We start from the raw sequence: 23,133 nt of genomic DNA, 5'->3' as shown, positions 1-23,133 counted from the left end.
GGACTGCTCACATAAAAATGATATTCCCTCACATTTCGAGCGTCAACCGTTTTTTCGAGTCCGATCCGCCATGAATTCCATCGCCACCGCCTCGGCCGCCCGCAAGAACCCCACGCAGGAGCGCAGCAAGGCGCGGGTCGAGCTGATCCTCGAATGCGCCTCGGCGCTGATCGAGCGCGGCGGCAGCGACTCGCTGAAGATGAGCGAGGTGGCCGCGCGCGCCGGCATCTCGATCGGCTCGCTCTACCAGTACTTCCCCGACAAGAGCGCGCTGATCCGCGTGCTGGCCGAGCGCATCAACCTGCACAGCCGCGGCTGCATCGAGGAGGGTTTGCGCGAGGTGCACGACCTCGCGAGCCTGCGGCTGGCCTTTTCGGCGCTGGTCGACCGCTATTTCGAGATCGTCAGCGCGCGGCCCGTGATGCGCGACATCTGGAGCGGCATGCAGGCCGACCGGCAACTGCTCGGGCTGCAGATCGCCGAGAGCCGCATCGCCGGCGGCATGCTGGCCGAGGCCATGCGCAAGGTGCACGGCGATGCCGATCCAACGCGCAGCGCGCAGATCGAGCAGTCGGCCTTCCTGATCTGGGAGCTGGGCGAGGCCACGATCCGCCTCGCGATCGGCGTGGCGAGCGAGGAGGGCGCGGCGCTGGTCGCGGCCTACAAGCGCATGGCGCTGCGCGAGATCGCCGAGCCCTTCGAGGATTGATCAACTCGCCTGCGACGCGATCCAGTCCCAGACCGCGCGCACCGCCGGCTCGTGCTCGCGCCCGTTCGCGGTGGCCAGGAAGTAGCGTCCGGTATCGAGCGCCGGCCCGAAGGGCTGGACCAGCGCGCCGCTGCGCAGTTCCTCGGCCGCGAGCGTGAGGCTCAGCAGCGCCACCCCATGGCCGCCGAGCGCGGCCAGGATCGCATGGGTCTCGTCGGAGAACGAGAGCTCGGCCTCCGGCGCCTCCTTGGCCGACTGCTTCGCGGAGCGCCCGCGCGGCGGCGCCATGCCCGCTTCCTCGAACCAGCGCGGCCACAGCGCCGGCGCATGGGCCTGCGGCTGCCAGTCGCAATGGATCAGCCGGTGCCGCGGCAGGTCTTCCACGCGCGCCAGGCCCAGCATCGGGCTGCACAGCGGCGCGTAGCGCTCGGGCATCAGCGCGCGCGCCGCCAGGCCCGGCCAGCGGCCGCTGCCCAGGCGCACCGCGATGTCGGCCTCGCCGCGCGCCAGGTCGACCACCGTGTCGCTCGCATGCAGCCTGAGCTCGATGCCCGGGCAGGCCGTGCGGAAGGCCGCCATGCGCGGAATCACCCAGCGCGCGGCGAAGGCGGTGTTGGTGCTCAGCGTGACAGCCTGGGTGGCGGCCGGCCGGCGCAGCCGCTCGACGCCGGCCTCGAGCGCGTCGAAGCCCTGACGCAGGTCCTCGAACAGCCGCTCGCCCGCGGGCGTGAGCGCCAGTTGCCGCGTGAGCCGGCGAAACAGCGGCTGGCCCAGCGTGTCCTCGAGCGCGCGCACCTGGTGGCTGATGGCTGAGGGCGTGACCGACAGCTCGTGCGCCGCGCGCAGGAAGCTGCCATGCGCCGCCGCGGCCTCGAAGGCGCGCAGCGCGAGCAGCGGCGGCAATCGCCTGGGCGCCCTGACAGATGAATGCAGCTCGTTCATTGGAGGAAAAACGATCGTTTGTGAGGCGGCGGCGAGGCCCATAGATTCTGGCTACGCCTCGGCCGATCGCCATTCTGGCATCGCGAGACGAAAGACATCTATTCACTCATCTCAAGGACCCCCGACCATGTCCCTCCGACTGCTCCACATCGACACCAGCGCCCGAGCGGGCCGTTCCGGCACCGATCCCCATGGCTCCCACTCGCGCCGGCTGTCGGCCCGCTTCGTCGAGCGCTGGCATGCGCTGCGGCCCGGCGACGCGGTCGAGCACCTCGACGTCGGCCAGCAGCCGCCGGGCTTCGTCGATGGGCGCTGGATCCATGCCGCCTTCACCGCGCCCGAGCAGCGCGAGCCATGGATGACCGAGCGCCTGGCCGAGAGCGACCGCCTGGTCGACCAGTTGCTGGCGGCCGACCTCGTGGTGGTCGGCCTGCCCATGTACAACTTCGGCGTGCCGGCGCAGTTCAAGGCCTGGATCGACAACGTGGTGCGCGTGGGCCGCACCTTCGGCTTCGACCGCGCGCGCGGCGCCGTGCCGTACTGGCCGATGCTGCCGCCCGGCAAGCGGCTGGTGCTGCTGGGCGCGCGCGGCGACCACGGCTATGGACCGGGCGGCCGCATCGCGCACATGAACCATGCCGAGGCGATGGTGCGCACGGCCTTCTCGTACATCGGCCTGACCGAGGTGCACGAGGCCGCGGCCGAGGGCGACGAGTTCGGCGGCGCGCTGCTGGCCGACTCGCTGGCCCGGGCCGAGGCCGAGGTCGACGCACTGGTGGATGCGCTTGCGGGGGCGGCCGCAGCCCCGGCGGCCGGGCAGGCACTGGTTGCCGCCTGACGGGAGGACGCGGCGGCTGCATCCGTTCGGGCCGCCGCCGCGTATGGGGAAGCGGAGGTGTATGACGTTTCTCACCTTCCGCTGACCGACGAACGCACCGATACTCGCCCCAGGTCGCATGAGCCGGCACGGAACCCCGGCGCGCCACTGGCCTTCCCATCTCATTCATGACCCCTTCGCGACCGTTCCATCGCCGCTTCGGACTCCATACCCGCGTCAGCCTCGGCGTCGCCGCCGTGGTGTTGGCCGCGACCGTCGCGATCGCGATGGTCGCGCTGCAACTGGTGCGCGGCAGCCTGCGGGCCTCGATCACCGGCGAGCAGTTCGCGCGCGTCTCCTCGATCGCCACCGGCGTCGACCAGAAATTCGGCAGCCGCCGCATCCTGCTGCAGACCTTCGTCGACAGTGTCGAGGCGCAGAACTTCCAGGACGGCCGGCCGCTGCAGGCCTTCCTCGAGCGCCACAAGTCGCTGCGCCTGGCCTTCGACAACGTGGCCTTCCTCGACCTCGACGGCAACCTGGTGGCCAACCTCAGCAACGCCAGCCAGGTCGGCACCATCAACATCCGCGACCGCGCCTACTTCCAGCAGACGGTGCAGTCGGGGCTGGGCCTGATCTCGCGGCCCTACCGCAACCGGTTGAACGGGCTGGCGCAGATCGCCATCACCGAGCCGGTGCTCGATGCGCAGGGCAAGGTGCGCTTCGTGATCTCGGGCGCCATCAACCTCAAGGACCGCAACATCCTCGGCGACCTGGCCGACGTGCGCTTCGGGAAGACCGGCTACCTGTTCATCCTCACGGCCGACGGCGTGGTGGTCGACCATCCCGACGCGGCGCGCATCCTGAACCGGCTGCCGACCGAGAACGGCGCCAATCCCGAGATCCGCCGCGCGATCGCGGGCTTCGAGGGCACCAGCGAGGGCATCGACGAATCGGGCGTGCGCGGCCTGTTCGCGTTCCAGCGCACCGACCAGACCAACTGGATCGTCGGCGCCATGTACCCGAGCGACGAGGCCTTCGCGCGCATCGATGCGATCGAGCGCGTGGCGCTGGGCGGCGGGCTGGTGGCGGCGCTGCTCGCGGGCGCGCTCGCGCTGGGCTTCGTGCGGCGGCGCCTGACGCCGCTGGCCGCGCTGCACGGGCGCATGCAGTCGGCGCAGGATCCGGCCGCCGGCGTGCCCGAGCCGCCGGCCAGCTATGCGCAGGACGAGATCGGCGAGCTCGCGCGCAGCTTCGACCAGTTGATGGCGCAGCAGCGCGCGAGCGAGCAGCTGCTGGCGCGCTCCGAGGCCCAGGTGCGCACCATCGCCGACAACATCCCGGCGCTGGTCTCGCATGTCGATGCGGCGCTGCGCTACACCTTCGTCAATGCGCACGTGAAGGCGATGCACGACGACGGCGAGCTCGTCGGCCGCCCGATGCCCGAGGCGCGCGGCGCCGAGGACTTCGCGGTCGTCGCGCCGTACTACGAGCGCGCGCTGCGCGGCGAGACCGTGATCATCGAGAAGGCCGGCAACCCGGCGCGCGGCGTCGGCGACCGCACCTACAAGGCCCACTACATCCCCGACCGCGACACCGAGGGCGTGGTGCGCGGCGTGTTCGCGATGACCTTCGACATCACCGACGAGGTCAACGTGCGCAAGGCGCTGACCGAGCAGGAGCGCCGGCTGCGCGACGTGACCAACAGCATCCCGGCGCTGGTCGGCTACTTCGACCGCGAGGAGAACTGCCTGTTCGCCAACAGCCGCGCGCGGCGCCTGGCCGACCTGTTCGACGGCCCGCTCGCGGGCGTGAGCCTGCGCTCCTCGCTCGGCGATGCGGTGTACGCGCAGATCCGGCCGCACCTGCCCTCGGTGCTGGCCGGCAAGAACGCGCACTTCCCGGTCGACGCGCCGATCCAGGGCAGCGACGGCCATTTCCAGACCCACCTGATCTCCGACATCAACCTCGAGGGCGAGGTGCTGGGCTTCTACCTGATGGCCTTCAACATCACGGCGCTGAAGGAAGCCGAGCTGCGCGCCGCCGAGAGCGAGCTGCGGCTGCGCGCCATCACCAACAGCATGCCGGCGCTGATCACCTACATCGACCGCGAGGAGCGCATCACCTTCGCCAACGCCACCAGCCACGAATGGCTGGGCCTCGGGCCCGCGCAGGTGGAAGGGCGCCATCTCGAGGAGGTGGCGGGCCGCGAGGTCTACCTGTCGCGCCGCCCGATGCTGGCGCGCGCGCTGGCCGGTGAGAAGGTGGAGTTCGAGGCGCGCACGCAGCGCGCGGGCTACGACCGCGTGACGCAGGTGATCTACGTGCCCGACACGCGCAGCGACGGCAGCACGCACGGCATCTTCTCGCTGGCGCTCGACATCACGGCGCTCAAGCTGGTCGAGCGCCAGCTGATCGAGCTCGCGCGCATCGACACGCTGACCGGCCTGCCGAACCGGCTGGCCTTCAACGAGTTCCTGCCCGACGCGGTGCTGCGCGGGCGCATCACCGGCCATTCGCTGGCCGTGATGTTCCTCGACATCGACCGCTTCAAGGCCATCAACGACACGCTGGGCCATGCGGTGGGCGACGCGGTGCTGGCCGAGTACGCGCGCCGGCTCAAGGCCTGCGTGCGCGCCAGCGACATGGCGGCGCGGCTGGCCGGCGACGAGTTCGTGCTGGTGATCGAGAACCTCAAGCAGCGCGAGGCGGTCGCGGCCGTGGCCTCGAAGATCGTGGCGCAGATCAACCACCCGGCCTTCCGCGTCGACGGCCAGCGCATCGAGGTCGCGACCAGCATCGGCATCGCCTTCCACGGCCCGGCCGAGTCGGCCGTCACGGCGGCCGAGCTGCTGGCGCGCGCCGATGCCGCGCTCTACGCCGCCAAGGCCGCAGGCCGCAACCGCTATGCCTTCTTCGTGCCGGGCGAGGGCAGCCAGGGCAAGGCGGCCTTCCCGCAGACGCCGCCGTCCTTCCTCGAGCCGCCCGAAGGCGAAGGCTGACGAGGCGAGGGCGCGGGCAGGGCGCTCGCCGACTTGCCTGATCCTGCGAAGAGTCCGAGCAGCGGACAGGGGCTCGTGATGGCTATAGCATGCAGCCCTTCGCAATCCGTGCCCGTGCCCCGTGCGCTTCCCGCGCCCCGATGTGCCCCGACGCACCGCGCTCCCCTGGAAGTCCCGCGTGACACCCGAAGCCCCACCCACCAAGACCACCCACCGCCCGCTGGTCATCGCGTCGATCATGGCGTCGATGGCCATGGTCGCGATCGAGGCGACCATCGTCTCCACCGTCATGCCGCAGATCGCCTCCGAGCTCGGCGGGCTGCATCTCTACAGCTGGGTCTTCGCCTCGTTCCTGCTCGCGCAGACCGCGATGACCGTGGTGTTCGGCAAGCTCTCCGACCTCTACGGGCGCAAGCCCGTGATGTTCGTGGGCATCGCCATCTTCCTCATCGGCTCGCTGCTCGCGGGCTTCTCGTGGTCGATGCCCGCCATGATCTGCTTCCGGCTGATCCAGGGCATCGGCGCCGGTGCCATCCAGCCGGTGGCGCTGACCATCGTGGGCGACCTCTATCCAGTGCGCGAGCGCGGCAAGGTGCAGGGCTACCTCGCGAGCGTCTGGGCCGTGTCGGCCGTGCTCGGGCCGATGCTCGGCGCGCTGATCGTGCAGAAGCTCTCGTGGGCCTGGATCTTCTGGATCAACGTGCCGATCGGCATCGCGGCCGCGCTGGGCTTCTGGGCCTTCCTGCACGAGACCCCGGCCACGCGCCGCGCCTCGATCGACATCGTGGGCGCGGTGCTGTTCGCCGCCGGCATCGCGGCGCTGATGATCGCGCTCACCGAGTTCGGCATCGGCAACGACGCCTCCGCCTGGGGCTGGACCGCGGCCTTCGCGCTCACCGTGGTGCTGTTCGTGTGGCAGGAGCGCCGCGCGGCCGACCCGATGGTGTCGTTCAAGCTCTGGGGCGCGCGCGTCATCGCCACCGTCAACGGCGCGGCCCTGCTCGCGGGCATGGTGCTGATCGGCATCACCACCTTCCTGCCGATGTACGTGCAGGTGGTGCTCGAACGCTCGTCGGTCACGGCGGGCCTCACCCTGACCATGGTGATGCTGGGCTGGCCGATCGGCGCCACGCTGACCTCGCGCATCTTCCAGCGCGTGGGGCTGTGGCGCATCCTCGTGGCCGGCGCGGCCTTGATCCCCGTGGGCTGCGCGAGCTTCGTGCTGCTCGCCGCGGGCAGCACGCCGGTGCTCGCGGGCGTGGGCTCGTTCGTCATCGGCCTGGGCATGGGCCTGCTGAGCCTGAGCTCGCTGATCCTGATCCAGGAGTCGGTCGACGTCGCGCAGCGCGGCAGCGCCACCGCCTCCAACGTGTTCTCGCGCAACCTCGGCAGCGCGCTCGGCGCGGCCTTCTTCGGCGCGGTCTTCAACTTCGGCCTCACGCGCGCCGACGGCCGTCTCGCCTTCACCGACGAGCAACTGCGCCTGCTGCTGCAGGGCCCGGCCTCGCCCGCGGCCGGCGACGCGGCGCTGCGGCTCGCGCTCGGCGGCTCGCTGCACCTCACCTTCGTGATGATGCTGGTGGTGGGCCTCGCGGTGTTCGCGCTCTCGCTGTGGCTGCCGCGCGAAGCCACGCAGATGCATGCGCTCGCACGGCGCGAAGCCGCGCCGAAATAGCGGCCGCCCAGGCTCGCTGACCGCGCCCTGACCACGGGGCGCGAAACTGCAAATCCGTTGCTTTTACGGCGTGCCGCGCACGCCGCGCACGCTCGTGCGCTCGATGTTTCCGAGGGCGAAAGAAAGCGCTAATGCGGGCCTAAGTCTGCTGCCTTCGGACTGACATTTGGCAAAACCACCATCGACCGGTCCTTGAATCAAGGGCCGCCGGATTCGGCGAATCCGTGCGTCCGTTCGCATTCCCCAACGATCGAGAGTCGACTTTGAAAACCATCCACAAGATCAAGACCGGCATGCTGTGCCCCGTACTGACGGTGCTCGCGGCCTCCGTGCTCAGCGCCTGCGGCGGCGGTGGCGGCGGCGGTGGCTTCGCCTTCCTCCCGCCTGGCGACCAATCGGGCAATGGCACCGGCACCACGTTCAGCGGCGTGGTGTCGGCCAGCGCCTTCAAGCCCGGCAGTGCCACCGATCCGACGATCTCGGCAGGCTATTACGCCAATGCCACCGTCTGCGTCGACAAGAACGACAACGGCCGCTGCGACGACGGCGAGGTCGGCACCAAGACCGATGCCAACGGCAAGTTCTCGCTCGTGCTGCCTGCCGCCGCGGCGCTGATCGCCGACATCGGCACCAGTGCGAAGAACACCGCCACGCAGGCGGCCGTGCCCACGCGCGAAGTGCTGCGCATCCGCGCCGAACAGGTGGCAGAACAAGGCAGCAGCGTGGTCGTGAGCCCGCTGTCGGCCGAAGTCGCTCGCCTGGTCGATGCCAACGGCTCGAGCTATGCCGCCGAGAAGAAGAATCTCGCGGCCCGTATCGGCGTCTCGGAGTCCGCCGTGCTCGGCGATGCGGCCAGCGCCAGCGGCAAGACGCAGACCGCGCTGCTCTCGGAATCGAACGCGCTCAACAACCGCTTCGCCTATGCGACCACCAAGCTCGACCGCGGTGACCTGTTCCCCGATGCCCTGGCCTCGGTCGGCGGCGATCCGACGCTGGGCGGGAAGTTGCACGTGAGCAGCGTCACCGCCAACGTGCCCGAGACCCGCAAGGCGATCACCTTCGCGCAGTCGCAGCAGGCCGCCTTCAACATCGAGGGCATTCCGCGCTACGACCACATCTTCATCGTGATGCTCGAGAACAAGGCCAGCTCGTCGATCGTGAATTCGGCCTACGCGCCGAAGATCAACGCCTACCTGAAGGCCGGCAACCAGCTCGTGAGCTACTACGCGACCGGCAACCCCAGCGAGCCGAACTACACCGCGCTCGGCGGTGCCGACGACTGGGGCATCACCGACGACAGCCAGTGGAACTGCGATGCGACCGGTGCGAACGCCGTGCAGGACCTCCCGCTGCCCGACAAGATCAGCATGCCGGCCCAGCGCAGCTCGCCGTTCAACGCGACCTGCATGCAGACCGCAGGCGTCAACCACAACATCGTCGGCAAGCCCAACCTGTTCAACGCGATGACGGCGGCCGGCCTGACCTGGCGCACGTACAGCGAGTCGATGAACCCGGGCCAGGACTTCCGCATCGACAGCGTGAACGACAGCAATGTCAGCGCCAAGGACAACGTCTACGCGCCGGGCACCGTGGGCCCGAACACCACGACGCTCGGCGATGCCACGCTGACGCTGCCGCTGCCCGCGGGCCTCTACAAGACCAAGCACCACCCGGGCATGGCTTACCAGAACGTGCGCAGCGCGCCCGAATGGAAGTACAGCAACCGCACCATGGGCGGTGGCCAGTGGGACGCCGCGCTCAAGAACAGCACCACCTACGACATTCCCGCCGACTACGACTACGACCAGCTCGGCACCGACCTCGCCAGCGGCAACGTCGGCAACCTGAACTTCCTCGTGCCCGACCAGTGCGACGACATGCACGGCATCACGGTGAAGGGGACCAACGGTGCGGGTGCCTCGGTCAGCGCCAGCGACTGCGGCAGCGTGGCGAACAACGTGTCGGCGACGGCGGTCTCGCCGATCATCACGCGCGGCGACAACTACGTCGACTACACCGTCAAGCGCATCCAGGCTTCCGATCTCTGGAAGAACCCGAACAAGCGCGTGGCGATCGTGCTGATGTTCGACGAAGGCAATGCCACCGGTGGCTTCAACTCCTGCTGCGGCTGGAACCCGTTGAAGAAGAACGTCACGAGCAACGTGCCGGCGCCGCTGAAGCGCAATGACGACGGCACCTGGTCGCAGGACACGAGCATCAACAACTACCAGTCCGGCAACCGCGGTCATGGCGAGAGCATCTTCGGCATCCTGAGCAACCAGCCCGACGCGCCCAAGGGCATTTCGGACAGCGACGCCTACAGCCACTTCTCGTTCGTGCGCACGCTGCAGGACATGTTCCAGCTTGCCGACCCGGCCATCGACAGTTCGTACATGAACCGCTCGAAGTACACCGAGGCCTTCGTCTCGGACAACATCCTGAACCTGCCGGAGTACGCGGGCAGCGCCGACACCCACTTCGACAGCGTGCGGCCGATCAACCACGCGTTCGTGGCGCCGGTGAGCTACACGCAGAAGCAGTCGGCCGACGCCGCGCTTTCGCCGCAGACCGGTCCGGACGGCAGCCAGGTCAACGTCTGGTCGCTGAAGCAATGAGGTTGTCCATCGCGACCGCCGCTGCTTTCTTCGGAAGCGCGGCGATTGCGGTGGCGCTGACCGCCTGCGGCGGGGACGGCGGCAGCGGGGGGAACCCCGTTGCAGCGGTCCCCGCCGTGGCGGCTTCCGCGCCAGCCGCTACGGCCCCGGCCGCCAATGCCAGCCACCTGAGCCTCGCTGCCCAGGTGGGCCAGAAAATGTTCTTCGACAAGAGCCTCTCGGGCTCGGGCGCGATGTCGTGCGCCAGCTGCCACGATCCCGGGCATGCCTATGCCCCGGCCAACGACCTGTCGGTGCAGCTCGGCGGCGCCCACATGGACCAGGCCGGCCTGCGCGCGGTGCCCTCGCTGCGCTACAAGGACATCACGCCGCCCTATGCCGACCTGCTCGACAACCCCGACGGCATCAGCGTGCCCGGCCCGGGTGGCGGCCTGACCTGGGACGGTCGCGCCCCGACGCTGGCGGCGCAGGCGCGCATTCCGCTGCTCGACCCGATCGAGATGGCGAACGCAAGCACCGCCGACGTGGTGAAGAAGCTCCAGGCCGCCGACTATGCGCCGTTGATCGCCAAGGCCTTCGGCGACAAGGTGTTCGACGATCAGGACGCCGCCTTCGAAAGCGCGATGAAGGCCCTGCAGGCTTTCCAGCTCGAGGACGAGAGCTTCCACCCGTACAGCAGCAAGTTCGATCTCTACGCGAGCAACAAGATCGGCGGCCAGCTCACGCCGGCCGAAGCGCGCGGCCTCAAGGTGTTCACCAGTCCCGAGACCGGCAACTGCGCTTCGTGCCATTACCAGGGCGCGGGACTCAACGGCAGTTCGGCGCTGTTCACCGACTTCTCGTACGAAGCGATCAGCGTGCCGCGCAACGCGGCCATTCCCGCCAACAAGGACCCGGCCTACTTCGACATGGGCGTGTGCGGCCCGATCCGTACCGATCATCTGCCTGCGGGCGTCGGAGCGGCAGACAGCTTCTGCGGCATGTTCAAGGCGCCGACCCTGCGCAACGTGGCGACGCGTACCTCGTTCTTCCACAACGGGGTGATGCACTCGCTCGCACAGGTCCTGCGCTTCTACAACACGCGCGATACCAATCCCGAAATCTGGTATCCGACCGTGGGCGGCAAGCCCAAGGCGGTCAACGATCCGGGCTTTCCCGACTATGGCCTGATCACCACGCAGTACGTCGGCGGCAAGGTGCGCAAGTACGACGATCTGCCGCGCGCCTACCGGCCCAACATCGACACGCAGATGCCGATGGACGGCCGCCGCGCGGGCTCGAAGCCGCCGATGTCCGAACAGGACCTCGCCGACCTGACCTGTTTCCTCAACACCCTGAGCGACGCCGACACGAAGCCGGCGACGCCGCCCGATCCAGACGCCTGCCTCCATTGATTTCCATGAACGAATTCCTCAAGAAACTTTTCCTGCAGCGCGCCTTCATGCCGGCCGCTGCCGTTGCCACCCTTGGCGCCGTGGCGGCTGTGTTGCTGGCCGGCTGCAGCCACGGGCCGCAGGCCGACCTGCAGACCTTCACCGCCGCGATGAACACCTACCTCGCGCAGCGTGGCGACCTGTGCCTGGGCAAGGAGCACTGGCCGATCGACGTGACGCAGCGCGAGATCCGTGCCCATGGACGCAATGCGGTGCAGATGCCGGTCCTGGAACACGTGGGGCTGGTGCGCTCGACCGAAGCCAGTGTCCAGGCCAGCGAGGACCAGCCCGAGTCCGCCGTCACGCGCTACGTGCTGACCGACGAAGGCCAGAAGTACTTCCTGCCGCGCCAGGGCGCGCATGACTTCTGTGCCGCGCGGCTCGCGCTCGACAAGGTCGTGAGCTGGGAACTGCCGAAGGGCGCGAAGGAGGGCGAGGAAGCCGTCGTCAGCTACACCTACAAGGTCGACGCTGCGTCCTGGACCGGCGACGCCGACGTGCGGCGCGTGTTCCCCATGGTCGACCGCGTGGTGCGCGGTGCCGGCACCATGCAGCTCAAGCAGGCCTTCCGCCGTACCGAGGCCGGCTGGGTCCCGAAGGACGGCTGACGAGCCCTGGCCCATGGAAAGCGTGTTGCGTTTCTCCCCCGCGCTGAGCGACTGGGTACTGCAGAACCTGAAGCGAGGCTGCACGCCGGCCGAGGTGGTGCGGGCCATGCAGGCGCAGCAGATGCCCGAGTCGGCCGCCCGGACCATCGTCGACGCATTCGTGCTCGCGCTGCGTACCGGCAGCCCGCCGCCGGTCGATAGGGTCGAGGTGGCCGAGCCTTATGCGCACGAGGCCTCGCGGCTCGCGCCCGGCCATGTGATCCGGCTCGCGGACCGCACGGTGCGCGTGGCCGCGCGCATGGACCGGCCGGCGATTGCGGTACTTCGCGACGTGATCGATGCCGAGGAGTGCGAGGCGTTGATCGCGATGGCCAGGCCGCGGCTCGCGCCCTCGACCACGGTCGACCCGATGAGCGGACGCGCGCGCAGCGGCGCGCACCGCAGCAGCCTCGGCATGTTCTTCCGCCTGCGCGAGAACCCGCTGGTGGCACGCATCGACGAGCGGCTGGCGGCGCTGATGGGGTTGCCGGTCGATCACGGCGAGGGCCTGCAGATCCTGTACTACCCCGAAGGCACGCAGAGCCTGCCGCACTTCGATTTCCTCGTGCCCTCGAACCCTGCCAACCAGGCCTCGTTGGCGCGCAGCGGCCAGCGCCTGAGCACGCTGGTGAGCTATCTCAACGACGTGGAGGAGGGCGGCGAGACCGTCTTTCCCGAACTGGGCTGGTCGGTCGCGCCGCAGCGCGGCCACGCGGTGTACTTCGAGTACGCCAACCGCCATGGCCAGGTCGACACCGCATCGCTGCATGCCGGCGCGCCGGTGAAGCGCGGGGAGAAATGGGTGGCGACCAAGTGGATGCGCTCGCAGCGCTTCATGGCGGCCGGCGAAGTCAACCGGCCGTTGCCGGGGAGCTGATCGGCACCGCCACCGGGCTGCGCTCCGCGAACTGCCCGTTCCAGTACGGGTAGTAGGGATAGGGCGGCGCGATCGCGCTGGCCGTGTCGAGCCGCGCCATCTGCGCGTCGCTCAGCTGCCAGCCGAGCGCGCCGAGGTTCTGCGTCAGCTGCGCCTCGTCGCGCGCACCGATCAGCACGCTGGCCACCGTGGGCCGCTGCAGCAGCCAGTTGAGCGCGATCTGCGCGTGGGTCTTGCCGGTCTCCTCGGCCACGATGTCCATCGCATCGACGACGCGGTAGAGGCGCTCGTCGTCCACCGGCGGCGCGAAGCCGGCGGTCTCGTGCAGCCGGCTGCCCGCGGGCAGCGGCTGGCCGCGCCGGATCTTGCCCGTGAGGCGGCCCCAGCCCAGCGGGCTCCAGACGATCGCGCCCACGCCCTGGTCCAGGCCCAGCGGCATCAGCTCGAACTCGTAGTCGCGCCCCACCAGCGAGTAGTAGGTCTGGTTCGCCACGTAGCGCTCGAGGCCGAGCCGGTCGGAAGCGGCGAGCGACTTCATCAGTTGCCAGCCCGAGAAGTTCGACATGCCGATGTAGCGCACCTTGCCCGACTTCACGAGCGCGTCGAGCGTGCCCAGCACCTGCTCGACCGGCGTCATCGCGTCGAAGGCATGCAACTGCAGGATGTCGATGTAGTCGGTGCCCAGCCGCTTGAGCGCGGCCTCGGTCGCGCCCACCAGGTGGTGGCGCGAGGCGCCGACCTGGTTCGGACCGTCGCCGGCGCGCAGCGAGAGCTTGGTCGAGACGATGGCCTTGTCGCGCCGGCCCTTGAGCGCGGCGCCGAGGATGGTCTCGGAGGCACCGTTCGAATAGACGTCGGCGGTGTCGAACAGGTTCACGCCGGCGTCGAGCGCGATGTCGACGATACGGCGCGCGCCGTCGGTGCCGGTGTTGCCCCAGGCGCTGAACAGCGGACCCTGTCCGCCGAAGGTGCCGGCGCCAAAACCGAGGGCGGGCACCTTGAAGCCCGAGCGGCCGAGAAAGCGTTGTTCCATGAGAACTTCTCCTTTGTTTGAATGAGCGATGGATCAGGCGCGCACCGAGGCACAGTCGCCCGGCAGGGTGCGGTCGCCGCGGCGGTCGAGCGCGCGGCTCCACAGCGCGATCGCGAGGCCCGCCACGGTCAGCAGCGCAGCGGCCCAGCCCAGCGCGCGCAGGCCCGGGCCATGGTCGATCACCACGCCGCCGGCCCAGGCGCCGAGCGCATTGCCGAGGTTGAAGGCCGCGATGTTGAGGCTCGAGGCCAGGTTCTGGCCGGCGCCCGAGGCCTTCTCGAGCACGCGCAGCTGCATCGGCGCCACCGTGGCGAACGAGGCCACGCCGAGCAGGCCGACGAAGACCACCGCGGCGATCGGCGTGCCGATCGCGAACTGCATGCTGCCGAGCACCACCGCGAGCACGGCCAGCGTGCCGAGCACCGCGGGCATCACGGCGCGGTCGGCCAGCCGGCCGCCGAGGATGTTGCCCACGGCCAGGCCGCCGCCGAACACCAGCAGGATCGGCGACACGGCGGATTCCGACAGGCCCGTGACCTGGGTCAGCAGCGGCTGGATGTAGGTGAAGACGGCGAACACGCCGGCGAAGCCGAGCACCGTCATCGCCAGGCCCAGCAGCACCTGGGGCCGGGCCAGCACGGCGATCTCGTCGCGCAGCGGCGCGGGCCTGGCCTCGCCCTCGACGCGGGGCACGAACACGGCCAGCACCGCGAGGGCCGCCACGCCGATCAGCGCCACGGCCCAGAAGGCCGCGCGCCAGCCGAAGTGCAGGCCCAGCCAGGCGCCGAAGGGCACGCCCAGCAGGGTGGCGGCGGTCAGGCCGGTGAACATGATGGCGATGGCCGAGGCGCGGCGCTCGGGCGCCACCAGGCCGGTGGCCACCACCGAGCCGACGCCGAAGAAGGTGCCGTGCGCGAGCGAGGTGATCACGCGCGCGGCCATCAGCAGCTCGTAGTTGGGTGCCAGTGCGCAAGCGATGTTGCCGAGCGTGAAGATCGCCATCAGCGCCAGCAGCACGGTCTTGCGCGGCAGCCGGCGGGTGGCGATGGTGAGCAGCGGCGCGCCGACCGCGACCCCGAGCGCATAGCCCGAGATCAGCAGGCCGGCGGCCGTGATCGAGACCTGGAGATCGGTCGAGACCTGCATCAGCAGGCCCATGATGACGAATTCGGTGGTGCCTATTCCGAAGGCACCGGCGGTGAGGGCGAGTAGAGCGATGGGCATGATGCCCTGTACTGTGCGGACGAAGTCCCTCGTTGACTAGAATGCCGCCGGTCAACGCACTTGTGAATTCAACTCACAAGCCGAATCCACCGGGGAACACGCCATGCCGCGCATCGAGGTCAACCGTTCGGGCGAGATGGAGGCCTTCGTGCAGGTGGTCGACGCGGGCGGCTTCTCGGCCGCCGCGCGGCTGCTGGGCATGACGCCCTCGGCCGTCAGCAAGCTGGTGGCGCGGCTCGAGGCGCGGCTGGGCATCCAGCTCGTGCACCGCTCCACGCGCAAGCTGCAGCTCACGCCCGAGGGCCTGCATTTCTACGAGCGCAGCCACCGCGTGCTGGCCGACATGGACGAGGCCGAGCGCTGCGCGGCCGCGGGCGCGGCGCCGCGCGGGCGGGTCAGCATCAATGCCAGCGTGTCCTTCGGCCACCACATGCTGGTGCCGCTGGTGCCGAAGCTGATCGAGCTGCATCCGCAGATCACGCTCGACATCGCGCTGACCGACCGCATCGTCGACCTGATGGACGAGCGCGCCGACATCGCGATCCGCTGGGGCCAGCTGCCGGCCTCCGACCTGGTGGCGCGGCGCATCGGCGACACCAGCCAGACCATCCTGGCCGCGCCGTCCTACCTCGCGAAATACGGCACGCCGCGCACGCCGCAGGAACTCGAGGCGCACAGCCGCCTGGGCTGGACCTACCGGCGCAGCGCGCCCGACTGGCCGTTCCGCATCGACGGCCGGACGATCCTGCTGCCGGTGGCCGGCCCGGTGCGCGCGGGCGATGGCGAGACCCTGCGCCACCTCGCGATCGCGGGCGCGGGCATCACGCGGCTGTCGCTCTATCACACGCAACACGACATCGACGCGGGCCGGCTCGTGCCGCTGCTCGAGGAGTTCAACCCGAACGAGGTGGAGCCGATCCACGCGGTCTACATCGGCAAGGCCGGCACCCTGCCGGCGCGGGTGCGCGCGGTGCTCGACTTCCTCGTGGCCTGCTCGGGCGTGGGCGGCGGGCGCTACACGCGCAGCCGCACGGCGCCGATGCCGGGGAAATCGGCCGTCACCTGATCGCCGCGCGCGCAGGGCAGCAGGCCGATCCAGGAACCGGTCGTGACCACCGTGCCGGCCGGCACGCTTTGGCCATGGCGCGTGAGATGGCGCAGCCAGATCGGCAGCAGCCAGGCCGGATCGCCCAGCGGATGGCTGCCTTCGCGCACCACCGTGTCGGCGTTGCCGATCTTGGTTTCGCAGCGCTGCGAGGCCCAGTCGATCGCGGCGAAGGGCCGCCATTCGCCGAGCACCAGCGCGCCGTGCACCTGCGAGTCGGCCAGCCGCAGCAACGGCGTGGCGGCCTCGCGGTCCTGCCAGCGCGCATCGCAGACCTCGATGGAGACGGTCATGGCATCGACCAGCGCGGCCGCGTCTTCCTGCGCGAGCGAGGCGGCCAGCGCCGGCGTGACCTCGCGGCCCAGGCGCAGCGCGATCTCGGCCTCGATGCCGGGCTGGTGGAACACGAGGTCGGAACAATCGGCCGGGCTCTGGCGCACGCCGGCGGGCGGCAGCGGCGCATGCGTGAGCGTCGCATTGCGCGAGCCGCCGCCGGACTTCCAGCAGCCGGGCAGGGTGCCCGCGTCGAACCAGCCGAGTGCCGCGGCCACCGCGTCCTGCACCGCATAGGCCTCGGCGGGCTCGTGCAGCGTGTCGAGCCAGGGCACGGCATCGAGCGTGCGGTCGGCGCGGCGCGCGGCGACGAGGGCGTCGGCCAGCGCGGAAAGAGAAGGGGGCAGGGTGGTCGTGTGTGCGTTCATGCCGCCGATCTTCTCAAGATTCGACGCGCACGTTGCCGTCCTTCACCACCTTGGCCCATTTGGCGATCTCGGTGTGGATGAACTGCCTGAACTTGTCCTGCGAGCCGCCGCCGTCCTCGGCGCCGTAGGTGTCGAGCTTCTCCTGCACGTCGGGCATGGCGAGCACGGCATTGACGTCGCGGTTGACCTTCTGCGCGATCGGCGCCGGCAGCTTGCCCGGGCCCGCGAGGCCGTACCAGGTGGTGGCCTCGAAGCCCTGGAAGCCCTGCTCCTGCATGGTCGGCACGTTCGGATGGCCCTTGGCGCGCTGGGTGCGCGTCTGCGCCACCGCGAGCACGCGGCCGCTCTTCACGTGCGGCGTGGCCGCGGTCATGGTCTCGAAGCTGTACTGGATCTGCCCGCCCATCAGGTCGGCCAAGAGCGGCCCGCTGCCCTTGTAGGGCACGTGCAGCGCATCGACGCCTGCCTGCAGCTTGAACATCTCGAGCGCCAGGTGCTGCGCCGAGCCCGCGCCGGCCGAGCCGAAGCTCAGCGTGCCGGGCGCGGCCTTGCAGGCGGCCACGATGTCCTTCACCGTGAGCGCCTTCTGCGCCGGGCTCGCGATCAGCAGGTTGGGCGTGACGCCCACCAGCACGATCGGCACGAAGTCGCGTTCCACGCTGTAGCGCAGCTTGGGCTGCAGGCTGGGCGCGAGCGCATGGCTGTTGATGTGGGCCATCAGCAGCGTGCTGCCGTCGCTCGGCTGCTGCGCCACGTAGTCGGCCGCGAGCACGCCGGCCACGCCGGCCTTGTTCTCGACGATCACCTGCTGGTTCCACATCACGGTGAGCTTCTGCGCCACCACGCGCGCCAGCGCATCGGTGCCGCCGCCCGGCGGGAAACCCACCACGATGCGCACCGGCGCGTTGGGCCAGTCCTGCGCGAACAGCCGGGGCACGCCCAGCGTGGCGGCCGCGGCGGTCGCGGCCTGGATCAGGGAACGTCGTTGCATCGTGCTTGTCTCCGTGGATGGATGGGGGTGTCGGATGCGGGGCGGGAAGGGCGCATGTCCGTGCGGCCCTCGCGCCGAGGCCGCCGCGCCGTTCGAGCGGCGCGCTGCGGCCTGGAATCGATCGAGGCTCCCTGTGTCGCTAGGCGGCCTTCTTCAGTGCCACCGGCGCGGCCGCATGGCTCGCGAAATGGTCCATCGCCGCCTGCACGCCGCTGCCCGCGAGCTTGATGCCCGTGAGCTTCATGCCCATCTCGACACCCGCGACCATCGCCACCAGCGTGAGGTCGTTGCTGTCGCCGAGATGGCCCATGCGGAACATGCGGCCCTTGAGCTTGCCCAGGCCCGTGCCCAGCGAGAGGTCGAAGCGCTGGTGGATCAGCCGGCGCAGCGCATCGGCATCGACGCCCTCGGGCGTGATCACGCCCGTGAGCACCGGCGAATAGACGGCCGGGTCGGCGCACTGGATCGGCAGGCCCCAGGCCTGGACCGCGGCGCGCACGCCCGCGGCCCAGCGGCGGTGACGCGCGAACACGTTGTCCAGCCCTTCGCCCAGCAGCATGTCGAGCGATTCCGAGAGGCCGTAGAGCAGGTTGGTGTTGGGCGTGTAGGGCCAGTAGCCGTCCTTGTTCATCTCGACGATCTCGTCCCAGGCCCAGAAGGCCTTGGGCAGCTTCGCGCGCTTCGAGGCCTCGAGCGCACGCGGCGAGAGCGCGTTGAAGCTGATGCCCGGCGGCAGCATCAGGCCCTTCTGCGAGCCGCTGACCGTGACGTCCACGCCCCATTCGTCATGGCGGAAGTCGGCGCTCGCGAGGCCCGAGATGCTGTCGACCATCAGCAGGGCCGGATGGCCGGCCGCGTCGATGGCCTGGCGCACGGCGGCGATGTCGGAGGTGACGCCGGTCGAGGTCTCGTTGTGCACCACGCACACGGCCTTGATCTTCTTCTCGGTGTCCTTGCGCAGCCGCGCCTCGATCAGCTCGGCCTGCACGCCGCGGCGCCAGCTCGGCGCGTTCGGCAACTGGTCGTCGCTGCCCGCATAGGCGAGGAACTCGGTCGACACGCCCAGGCGCGTGGCCATCTTCTGCCACAGCGAGGCGAAGTGGCCGGTCTCGTACATCAGCACGTGGTCGCCCGGGCTCAGCGTGTTGGCGAGCGCGGCCTCCCAGGCGCCGGTGCCCGAGGCCGGGTAGATCGCGACCGGGTGCTTCGTCTTGAAGATCTGCTGGATGCCGCCGAGCACCTTCAGGCCCAGCGTGCCGAACTCGGGCCCGCGGTGGTCGATGGTGGGCAGGCTCATGGCCCGCAGGATGCGGTCGGGCACCGGGCTAGGGCCGGGGATCTGGAGGAAGTGACGGCCGGTGGGATGGAGGTCGAGTTGCAGCATGGCGGGTCCTTTCGGCGCCAGTTTTGCATTCAAAATTCATTTTGTTCTGCTGGTTTACCCTGAAATTCAAGGGTTGTGGGTGTTCTTTTTTGCATTCAAAATGCAATCACGAGGCCGAAAGAACGCATCCCATGACCGCCGAAATCATCGAAATCTCCCGTCTCGCGCTGCACGACCAGGTCGCGGCGCGGCTGCGCACCATGCTGGTCGAAGGCCTGATCGCGCCGGGCGCCAAGCTCAACGAGCGCGAGCTCTGCTTGCAGTTGCGCGTCTCGCGCACGCCGCTGCGCGAGGCGATCAAGCTGCTCGCGGCCGAGGGCCTGGTCGACCTGTTGCCCAACCGCGGCGCGGTGGCCGTCAAGCTCACCGAGGCCGACGTGATCGACACCTTCGAGGTGCTGTCGATGCTCGAGGGCATGTCGGGCGAACTGGCCGCGCGCCGCATCACCGAGGAGCAGCTGTCCGAGGTGCGCGCGCTGCACTACGAGATGCTGGCCTGCTATGCGCGCCACGACCTCTCGGGCTACTACCGGCTCAATGCGCGCATCCATTCGGCGATCAACGAGGCCGCGGGCAACCCGGTGCTGTCGAACACCTACCGCTCGATCAATGCGCGCGTGCAGTCGCTGCGCTTTCGCACCAACCAGAACGAGGCCAAGTGGAAGAGCGCCGTGGCCGAGCACGAACAGATGATCGAGGCGCTGGCCGCGCGCGATGCCGCCGCCATGCGCAAGGTGCTGGTTGCGCACGTGCTGCGCAAGCGCGACACCGTGCTCGAGCTGCTGCGCGAGGGCGAGATCTATCCGCCCGCGAAGAAGACCCGTTCCAAGGCGCCCTGAGCGCGCTTTCCCCCCAAAGAAAACCCACGATGCTCATCGAACCCGCCAGCCGCATCCAGCCCGCCGGAACCGTCCTGCCGCCCAACGACACCTGCGAGGCGCTCGCGCGCCGCCTGCGCGCCGAGACGCAGGGCGAGGTGCTGTTCGACGCGGGTTCGCGCGGCCGCTACGCCACCGACGCCTCGATCTACCAGATCACGCCGGTCGGCGCCTTCGTGCCGAAGACCGAGCGCGACATCGCCACCGCCATCGACGTGGCGCGCGAGCTCAAGGTGCCGGTGCTCGCGCGCGGCGGCGGCACCAGCCAGTGCGGCCAGACCACGGGCGCGGCGCTGGTGATCGACAACAGCAAGCATTTCCGGCGCGTGCTCGACCTGGACCTCGAGGCCGGCACCGCCACCGTCGAGCCCGGGCTGGTGCTCGACCACCTCAATGCGCAGCTCAAGCCGCACGGCCTCTGGTATCCGGTCGACGTGTCGACCAGCGCCCAGGCCACCCTGGGCGGCATGGCCGGCAACAATTCCTGCGGCTCGCGTTCCATCGCCTACGGCAACATGGTGCACAACGTGCTCGGCGCGAGCGCCTGGCTGTCGAGCGGCGAGCTGGTGGACTTCGGGCCCGTGGGCACGCTGGGCGTGCGCGCCGCGGGCATCGCGCAGTTCGTGCGCGGCCTCGCGCGCCAGCACCGCGAGGCGATCGCGGCGAACTGGCCCAAGGTGATGCGCCGCGTGGCCGGCTACAACCTCGACATCTTCGACAACCAGAGCGAGAAGCCCTACACGGCCGACGGCAGCGTGAACCTCGCGCACCTGCTGATCGGCGCCGAGGGCACGCTGGCCTACACGCGCAGCCTCACGCTCAAGCTGGCGCCGCTGCCGCGCGCCAAGGTGCTGGGCATCGTCAACTTCCCGACCTTCCATGCGGCCATGGATGCCGCGCAGCACATCGTCAAGCTCGGACCCACCGCGGTCGAGCTGGTCGACCGCACGATGATCGAGCTGAGCCTCGCGAACCCGGCCTTCAAGCCCACGGTGCAGACCGCGCTGATCGGCAAGCCGGCCGCGATCCTGCTGGTGGAGTTCTCGGGTGCCGAGAAGGCGCCGCTGCTGCAGGCGCTGGCTCGACTGGTGGAACTGATGGGCGACCTGGGCCTGCCGGGCAGCGTGGTCGAGATGCCCGACGAGGCGCGCCAGAAGAACCTCTGGGAGGTGCGCAAGGCGGGCCTCAACATCATGATGAGCCTCAAGGGCGACGGCAAGCCGGTGAGCTTCATCGAGGACTGCGCCGTGCCGCTCGAGCACCTGGCCGAATACACCGACGCGCTCACCGAGGTGTTCGCGCGCCATGGTTCGCGCGGCACCTGGTACGCGCATGCCTCGGTCGGCACCCTGCACGTGCGGCCGATCCTCGACATGCGCGCCGATGGCGGGGCCAAGATGCGCGCCATCGCCGAGGAGGCCTCGGCGCTGGTGCGCAAGTACAAGGGCGCCTTCAGCGGCGAGCACGGCGACGGCCTGTGCCGCGGCGAATGGATCGAGTGGCAGTTCGGGCCCGCGATCAACGAGGCCTTCCGCGCGATCAAGCACAAGCTCGATCCGGTCGGCCTGTTCAACCCCGGCAAGATCATCGATCCGCCGCGCATGGACGACGGCGCGCTGTTCCGCTTCGCGCCGCCGACCGCGCCCAAGCCCTATCGCCGCATCGAGCTCAAGCCGGTGCTCGACTGGTCGGCCTGGAACGTGAATGCCGACCCGGTGACCGAGCAGACCTCCGCGCCCGGCACCGGCGGCGACAGCACCGGCGGCCTGGCCAAGGCGGTCGAGATGTGCAACAACAACGGCCACTGCCGCAAGTTCGACGCCGGCACGATGTGCCCGAGCTACCGCGTCACGCGCGACGAGCAGCACCTCACGCGCGGCCGCGCCAACACGCTGCGGCTGGCGCTGTCGGGCCAGCTCGGCCCCGACGCCTTCACCGGCGAGGCCCTGCACGAGACCATGGACCTGTGCGTGGGCTGCAAGGGCTGCAAGCGCGACTGCCCGACCGGCGTGGACATGGCCAAGATGAAGATCGAGTTCCTGGCCCACTACAAGCGGCGCCATGGCCACACGCTCAGGGACCGGCTGGTGGCGCAGTTGCCCGACTACGCGCACCGCGCGAGCCGGCTGCCGTGGCTCCTGAACCTGCGCAACAGCATGCCGGGCGCCGCCTGGCTCGGCGAGAAGCTGCTGGGCTTCTCGGCCAGGCGCTCGCTGCCGGCCTGGCGCAGCGACACCTTCTGGCGCGCCAGGGACGGCGAGCCCGGCCTGTTCGCCGACCGCGACACCGTGCTGGCGATCGCGCGGCGCGGCGGCAAGGCCGCGGTGCTGTTCGTCGACACCTTCAACGGCACCTTCGAGAGCGAGAACGCGCTCGCGGCCGCGCGCGTGCTGCAGGCCGCGGGCTATGTGCTGCACACGGTCGAGAAGCGCGGCGCGCACCATTGCTGCGGCCGCACCTACCTGGCCAGCGGCATGGTCGACGAAGCCAAGCGCAAGGCCGAGGCCCTGATCGATGCCTTGCTGCCGCTGGCGCGCGCGGGCGTGCCGGTGGTGGGCCTCGAGCCCTCGTGCCTGCTCACGCTGCGCGACGAGACCCTGGTGATGGGCTTCGGCGAGAAGGCCGAGACCGTGGCGAAGCAGGCGCTGCTGTTCGAGGAGTTCGTCGCGCGCGAGGTCCGTGCCGGGGGTTTCGAACTCGCGCTCAAGCCGGCCGAGGCGCCGATCCTGCTGCACGGCCACTGCCACCAGAAGGCCTTCGGCGCGGTGAGCCCGGTGCTCGAGGTGCTGAAGCTGATCCCGGGCGCCGCGCCCGAACTCATCGAGAGCTCGTGCTGCGGCATGGCCGGCAGCTTCGGCTACGAGGCCAGCCACTACGAGGTCTCGATGCGCATGGCCGAGGCCAGCCTGCTGCCCGCGATCCGCGCCAAGCCCGGTGCCATCGTGGTGGCCGATGGCACGAGCTGCCGGCACCAGATCGCCGATGGCGCGCAGCGCGAGGCGGTGCACGTGGCAGTGCTGCTCGAGCGGCTGCTGGTGCACGCGGACGCCGCGGCGCACTGAGCGGCAGCCGTCGGCGGCCCCCTTCGCGCGTGCGGCGC

17 protein-coding genes are annotated in these 23,133 nt (G+C 69.9%); 11 read left to right on the top strand and 6 right to left on the bottom strand.

All coding sequences use genetic code 11. The annotated features are described in order from the left end of the window. The first annotated feature begins 70 nt into the window (after window positions 1-70). Entirely contained in the window at window positions 71-709 is a 639-nt protein-coding gene (locus tag R0232_RS18595; protein ID WP_431509024.1) for a TetR/AcrR family transcriptional regulator, read from the top strand. Here the strand turns inward: R0232_RS18595 and R0232_RS18590 are convergent, their stop codons facing one another. Continuing rightward, window positions 710-1,651: a LysR substrate-binding domain-containing protein gene (locus R0232_RS18590; RefSeq protein WP_431509023.1), complete on the bottom strand. Its 942-nt coding sequence runs from the start codon at window positions 1,649-1,651 to the stop codon at window positions 710-712. 127 nt (window positions 1,652-1,778) lie between these two features. Between R0232_RS18590 and R0232_RS18585 the strand changes: the two genes are divergently transcribed. The 7 genes from R0232_RS18585 (at window position 1,779) to R0232_RS18555 (ending at window position 12,717) form a co-directional block, all read left to right on the top strand. Beyond that, window positions 1,779-2,489 carry an FMN-dependent NADH-azoreductase gene (locus R0232_RS18585; RefSeq protein WP_431509022.1) on the top strand — a complete coding sequence of 237 codons (711 nt, stop codon included), beginning with the start codon at window positions 1,779-1,781 and terminating at the stop codon, window positions 2,487-2,489. 167 nt (window positions 2,490-2,656) lie between these two features. Next, a complete protein-coding gene (locus R0232_RS18580; RefSeq protein ID WP_431509021.1) occupies window positions 2,657-5,470 on the top strand; it encodes a diguanylate cyclase domain-containing protein in 2,814 nt (937 codons plus the stop codon). 238 nt (window positions 5,471-5,708) lie between these two features. Then, complete coding sequence (locus tag R0232_RS18575) at window positions 5,709-7,145, top strand: MFS transporter (RefSeq protein WP_431512908.1); 1,437 nt, start codon at window positions 5,709-5,711, stop codon at window positions 7,143-7,145. A gap of 293 nt (window positions 7,146-7,438) precedes the next feature. Beyond that, window positions 7,439-9,760, top strand: a complete 2,322-nt coding sequence (locus tag R0232_RS18570; protein WP_431512907.1) for a phosphoesterase — start codon at window positions 7,439-7,441, stop codon at window positions 9,758-9,760. Next, window positions 9,757-11,154, top strand: a complete 1,398-nt coding sequence (locus tag R0232_RS18565; RefSeq protein ID WP_431509020.1) for a cytochrome-c peroxidase — start codon at window positions 9,757-9,759, stop codon at window positions 11,152-11,154. Before R0232_RS18570 ends, R0232_RS18565 begins: the two co-directional genes overlap by 4 nt. 5 nt (window positions 11,155-11,159) lie before the next feature. Then, window positions 11,160-11,801, top strand: coding sequence for a hypothetical protein (locus R0232_RS18560; RefSeq protein ID WP_431509019.1), 642 nt, complete (start codon window positions 11,160-11,162; stop codon window positions 11,799-11,801). Between the two features lie 13 nt (window positions 11,802-11,814). Beyond that, a complete protein-coding gene (locus tag R0232_RS18555) occupies window positions 11,815-12,717 on the top strand; it encodes a 2OG-Fe(II) oxygenase (RefSeq protein WP_431509018.1) in 903 nt (300 codons plus the stop codon). On the opposite strand, the gene R0232_RS18550 is transcribed toward R0232_RS18555, so the two are convergent. Both R0232_RS18550 and R0232_RS18545 read right to left on the bottom strand, forming a co-directional pair. Beyond that, a complete protein-coding gene (locus R0232_RS18550; RefSeq protein ID WP_431509017.1) occupies window positions 12,692-13,750 on the bottom strand; it encodes an aldo/keto reductase in 1,059 nt (352 codons plus the stop codon). The two genes, R0232_RS18555 and R0232_RS18550, sit on opposite strands and share 26 nt — an antisense overlap. Window positions 13,751-13,783: 33 nt before the next feature. Further along, complete coding sequence (locus R0232_RS18545; protein WP_431509016.1) at window positions 13,784-14,974, bottom strand: MFS transporter; 1,191 nt, start codon at window positions 14,972-14,974, stop codon at window positions 13,784-13,786. 103 nt (window positions 14,975-15,077) lie between these two features. On the opposite strand from R0232_RS18545, the gene R0232_RS18540 reads away from it, so the two are divergent. Beyond that, the gene (locus R0232_RS18540) at window positions 15,078-16,040 is read left to right on the top strand and encodes a LysR family transcriptional regulator (protein ID WP_431509015.1); all 963 of its coding nucleotides are present in this window, start codon (window positions 15,078-15,080) and stop codon (window positions 16,038-16,040) included. On the opposite strand, the gene R0232_RS18535 is transcribed toward R0232_RS18540, so the two are convergent. The 3 genes from R0232_RS18535 to R0232_RS18525 all read right to left on the bottom strand — a co-directional run bounded on the left by R0232_RS18535 (window position 15,989) and on the right by R0232_RS18525 (window position 19,155). Beyond that, window positions 15,989-16,780 carry a fumarylacetoacetate hydrolase family protein gene (locus tag R0232_RS18535; RefSeq protein ID WP_431509014.1) on the bottom strand — a complete coding sequence of 264 codons (792 nt, stop codon included), beginning with the start codon at window positions 16,778-16,780 and terminating at the stop codon, window positions 15,989-15,991. The genes R0232_RS18540 and R0232_RS18535 overlap by 52 nt on opposite strands. Before the next feature lie 13 nt (window positions 16,781-16,793). Then, a complete protein-coding gene (locus R0232_RS18530) occupies window positions 16,794-17,771 on the bottom strand; it encodes a Bug family tripartite tricarboxylate transporter substrate binding protein (protein WP_203201054.1) in 978 nt (325 codons plus the stop codon). 139 nt (window positions 17,772-17,910) lie between these two features. Beyond that, complete coding sequence (locus tag R0232_RS18525) at window positions 17,911-19,155, bottom strand: pyridoxal-phosphate-dependent aminotransferase family protein (protein WP_422096961.1); 1,245 nt, start codon at window positions 19,153-19,155, stop codon at window positions 17,911-17,913. Between the two features lie 131 nt (window positions 19,156-19,286). On the opposite strand from R0232_RS18525, the gene R0232_RS18520 reads away from it, so the two are divergent. Together R0232_RS18520 and R0232_RS18515 are read left to right on the top strand one after the other, a co-directional pair. After that, window positions 19,287-19,994: a GntR family transcriptional regulator gene (locus tag R0232_RS18520; protein ID WP_261205684.1), complete on the top strand. Its 708-nt coding sequence runs from the start codon at window positions 19,287-19,289 to the stop codon at window positions 19,992-19,994. A gap of 29 nt (window positions 19,995-20,023) precedes the next feature. Then, complete coding sequence (locus R0232_RS18515) at window positions 20,024-23,095, top strand: FAD-binding and (Fe-S)-binding domain-containing protein (protein WP_431509013.1); 3,072 nt, start codon at window positions 20,024-20,026, stop codon at window positions 23,093-23,095. Window positions 23,096-23,133 lie beyond the last annotated feature (38 nt).

Source organism: Variovorax sp. DAIF25, from assembly GCF_050711835.1.
In the GTDB taxonomy this organism is placed as follows: domain Bacteria; phylum Pseudomonadota; class Gammaproteobacteria; order Burkholderiales; family Burkholderiaceae_C; genus Variovorax.
The sequence above is the reverse complement of the archived record's forward strand: the minus strand, read 5'-3'. Positions and strand labels throughout refer to the sequence as shown.

What these genes read in the sequence shown, in the direction of transcription:
- R0232_RS18555 (WP_431509018.1), top strand. Translation starts at nt 11,815, where the DNA reads ATGGAAAGCGTGTTGCGTTTCTCCCCCGCGCTGAGCGACTGGGTACTG.
- R0232_RS18520 (WP_261205684.1), top strand. Translation starts at nt 19,287, where the DNA reads ATGACCGCCGAAATCATCGAAATCTCCCGTCTCGCGCTGCACGACCAG.
- R0232_RS18565 (WP_431509020.1), top strand. Translation starts at nt 9,757, where the DNA reads ATGAGGTTGTCCATCGCGACCGCCGCTGCTTTCTTCGGAAGCGCGGCG.
- R0232_RS18530 (WP_203201054.1), bottom strand. Translation starts at nt 17,771, where the DNA reads ATGCAACGACGTTCCCTGATCCAGGCCGCGACCGCCGCGGCCGCCACG.
- R0232_RS18560 (WP_431509019.1), top strand. Translation starts at nt 11,160, where the DNA reads ATGAACGAATTCCTCAAGAAACTTTTCCTGCAGCGCGCCTTCATGCCG.
- R0232_RS18545 (WP_431509016.1), bottom strand. Translation starts at nt 14,974, where the DNA reads ATGCCCATCGCTCTACTCGCCCTCACCGCCGGTGCCTTCGGAATAGGC.
- R0232_RS18550 (WP_431509017.1), bottom strand. Translation starts at nt 13,750, where the DNA reads ATGGAACAACGCTTTCTCGGCCGCTCGGGCTTCAAGGTGCCCGCCCTC.
- R0232_RS18590 (WP_431509023.1), bottom strand. Translation starts at nt 1,651, where the DNA reads ATGAACGAGCTGCATTCATCTGTCAGGGCGCCCAGGCGATTGCCGCCG.
- R0232_RS18525 (WP_422096961.1), bottom strand. Translation starts at nt 19,155, where the DNA reads ATGCTGCAACTCGACCTCCATCCCACCGGCCGTCACTTCCTCCAGATC.
- R0232_RS18570 (WP_431512907.1), top strand. Translation starts at nt 7,439, where the DNA reads ATGCTGTGCCCCGTACTGACGGTGCTCGCGGCCTCCGTGCTCAGCGCC.
- R0232_RS18575 (WP_431512908.1), top strand. Translation starts at nt 5,709, where the DNA reads ATGGCGTCGATGGCCATGGTCGCGATCGAGGCGACCATCGTCTCCACC.
- R0232_RS18585 (WP_431509022.1), top strand. Translation starts at nt 1,779, where the DNA reads ATGTCCCTCCGACTGCTCCACATCGACACCAGCGCCCGAGCGGGCCGT.
- R0232_RS18515 (WP_431509013.1), top strand. Translation starts at nt 20,024, where the DNA reads ATGCTCATCGAACCCGCCAGCCGCATCCAGCCCGCCGGAACCGTCCTG.
- R0232_RS18595 (WP_431509024.1), top strand. Translation starts at nt 71, where the DNA reads ATGAATTCCATCGCCACCGCCTCGGCCGCCCGCAAGAACCCCACGCAG.
- R0232_RS18580 (WP_431509021.1), top strand. Translation starts at nt 2,657, where the DNA reads ATGACCCCTTCGCGACCGTTCCATCGCCGCTTCGGACTCCATACCCGC.
- R0232_RS18535 (WP_431509014.1), bottom strand. Translation starts at nt 16,780, where the DNA reads ATGAACGCACACACGACCACCCTGCCCCCTTCTCTTTCCGCGCTGGCC.
- R0232_RS18540 (WP_431509015.1), top strand. Translation starts at nt 15,078, where the DNA reads ATGCCGCGCATCGAGGTCAACCGTTCGGGCGAGATGGAGGCCTTCGTG.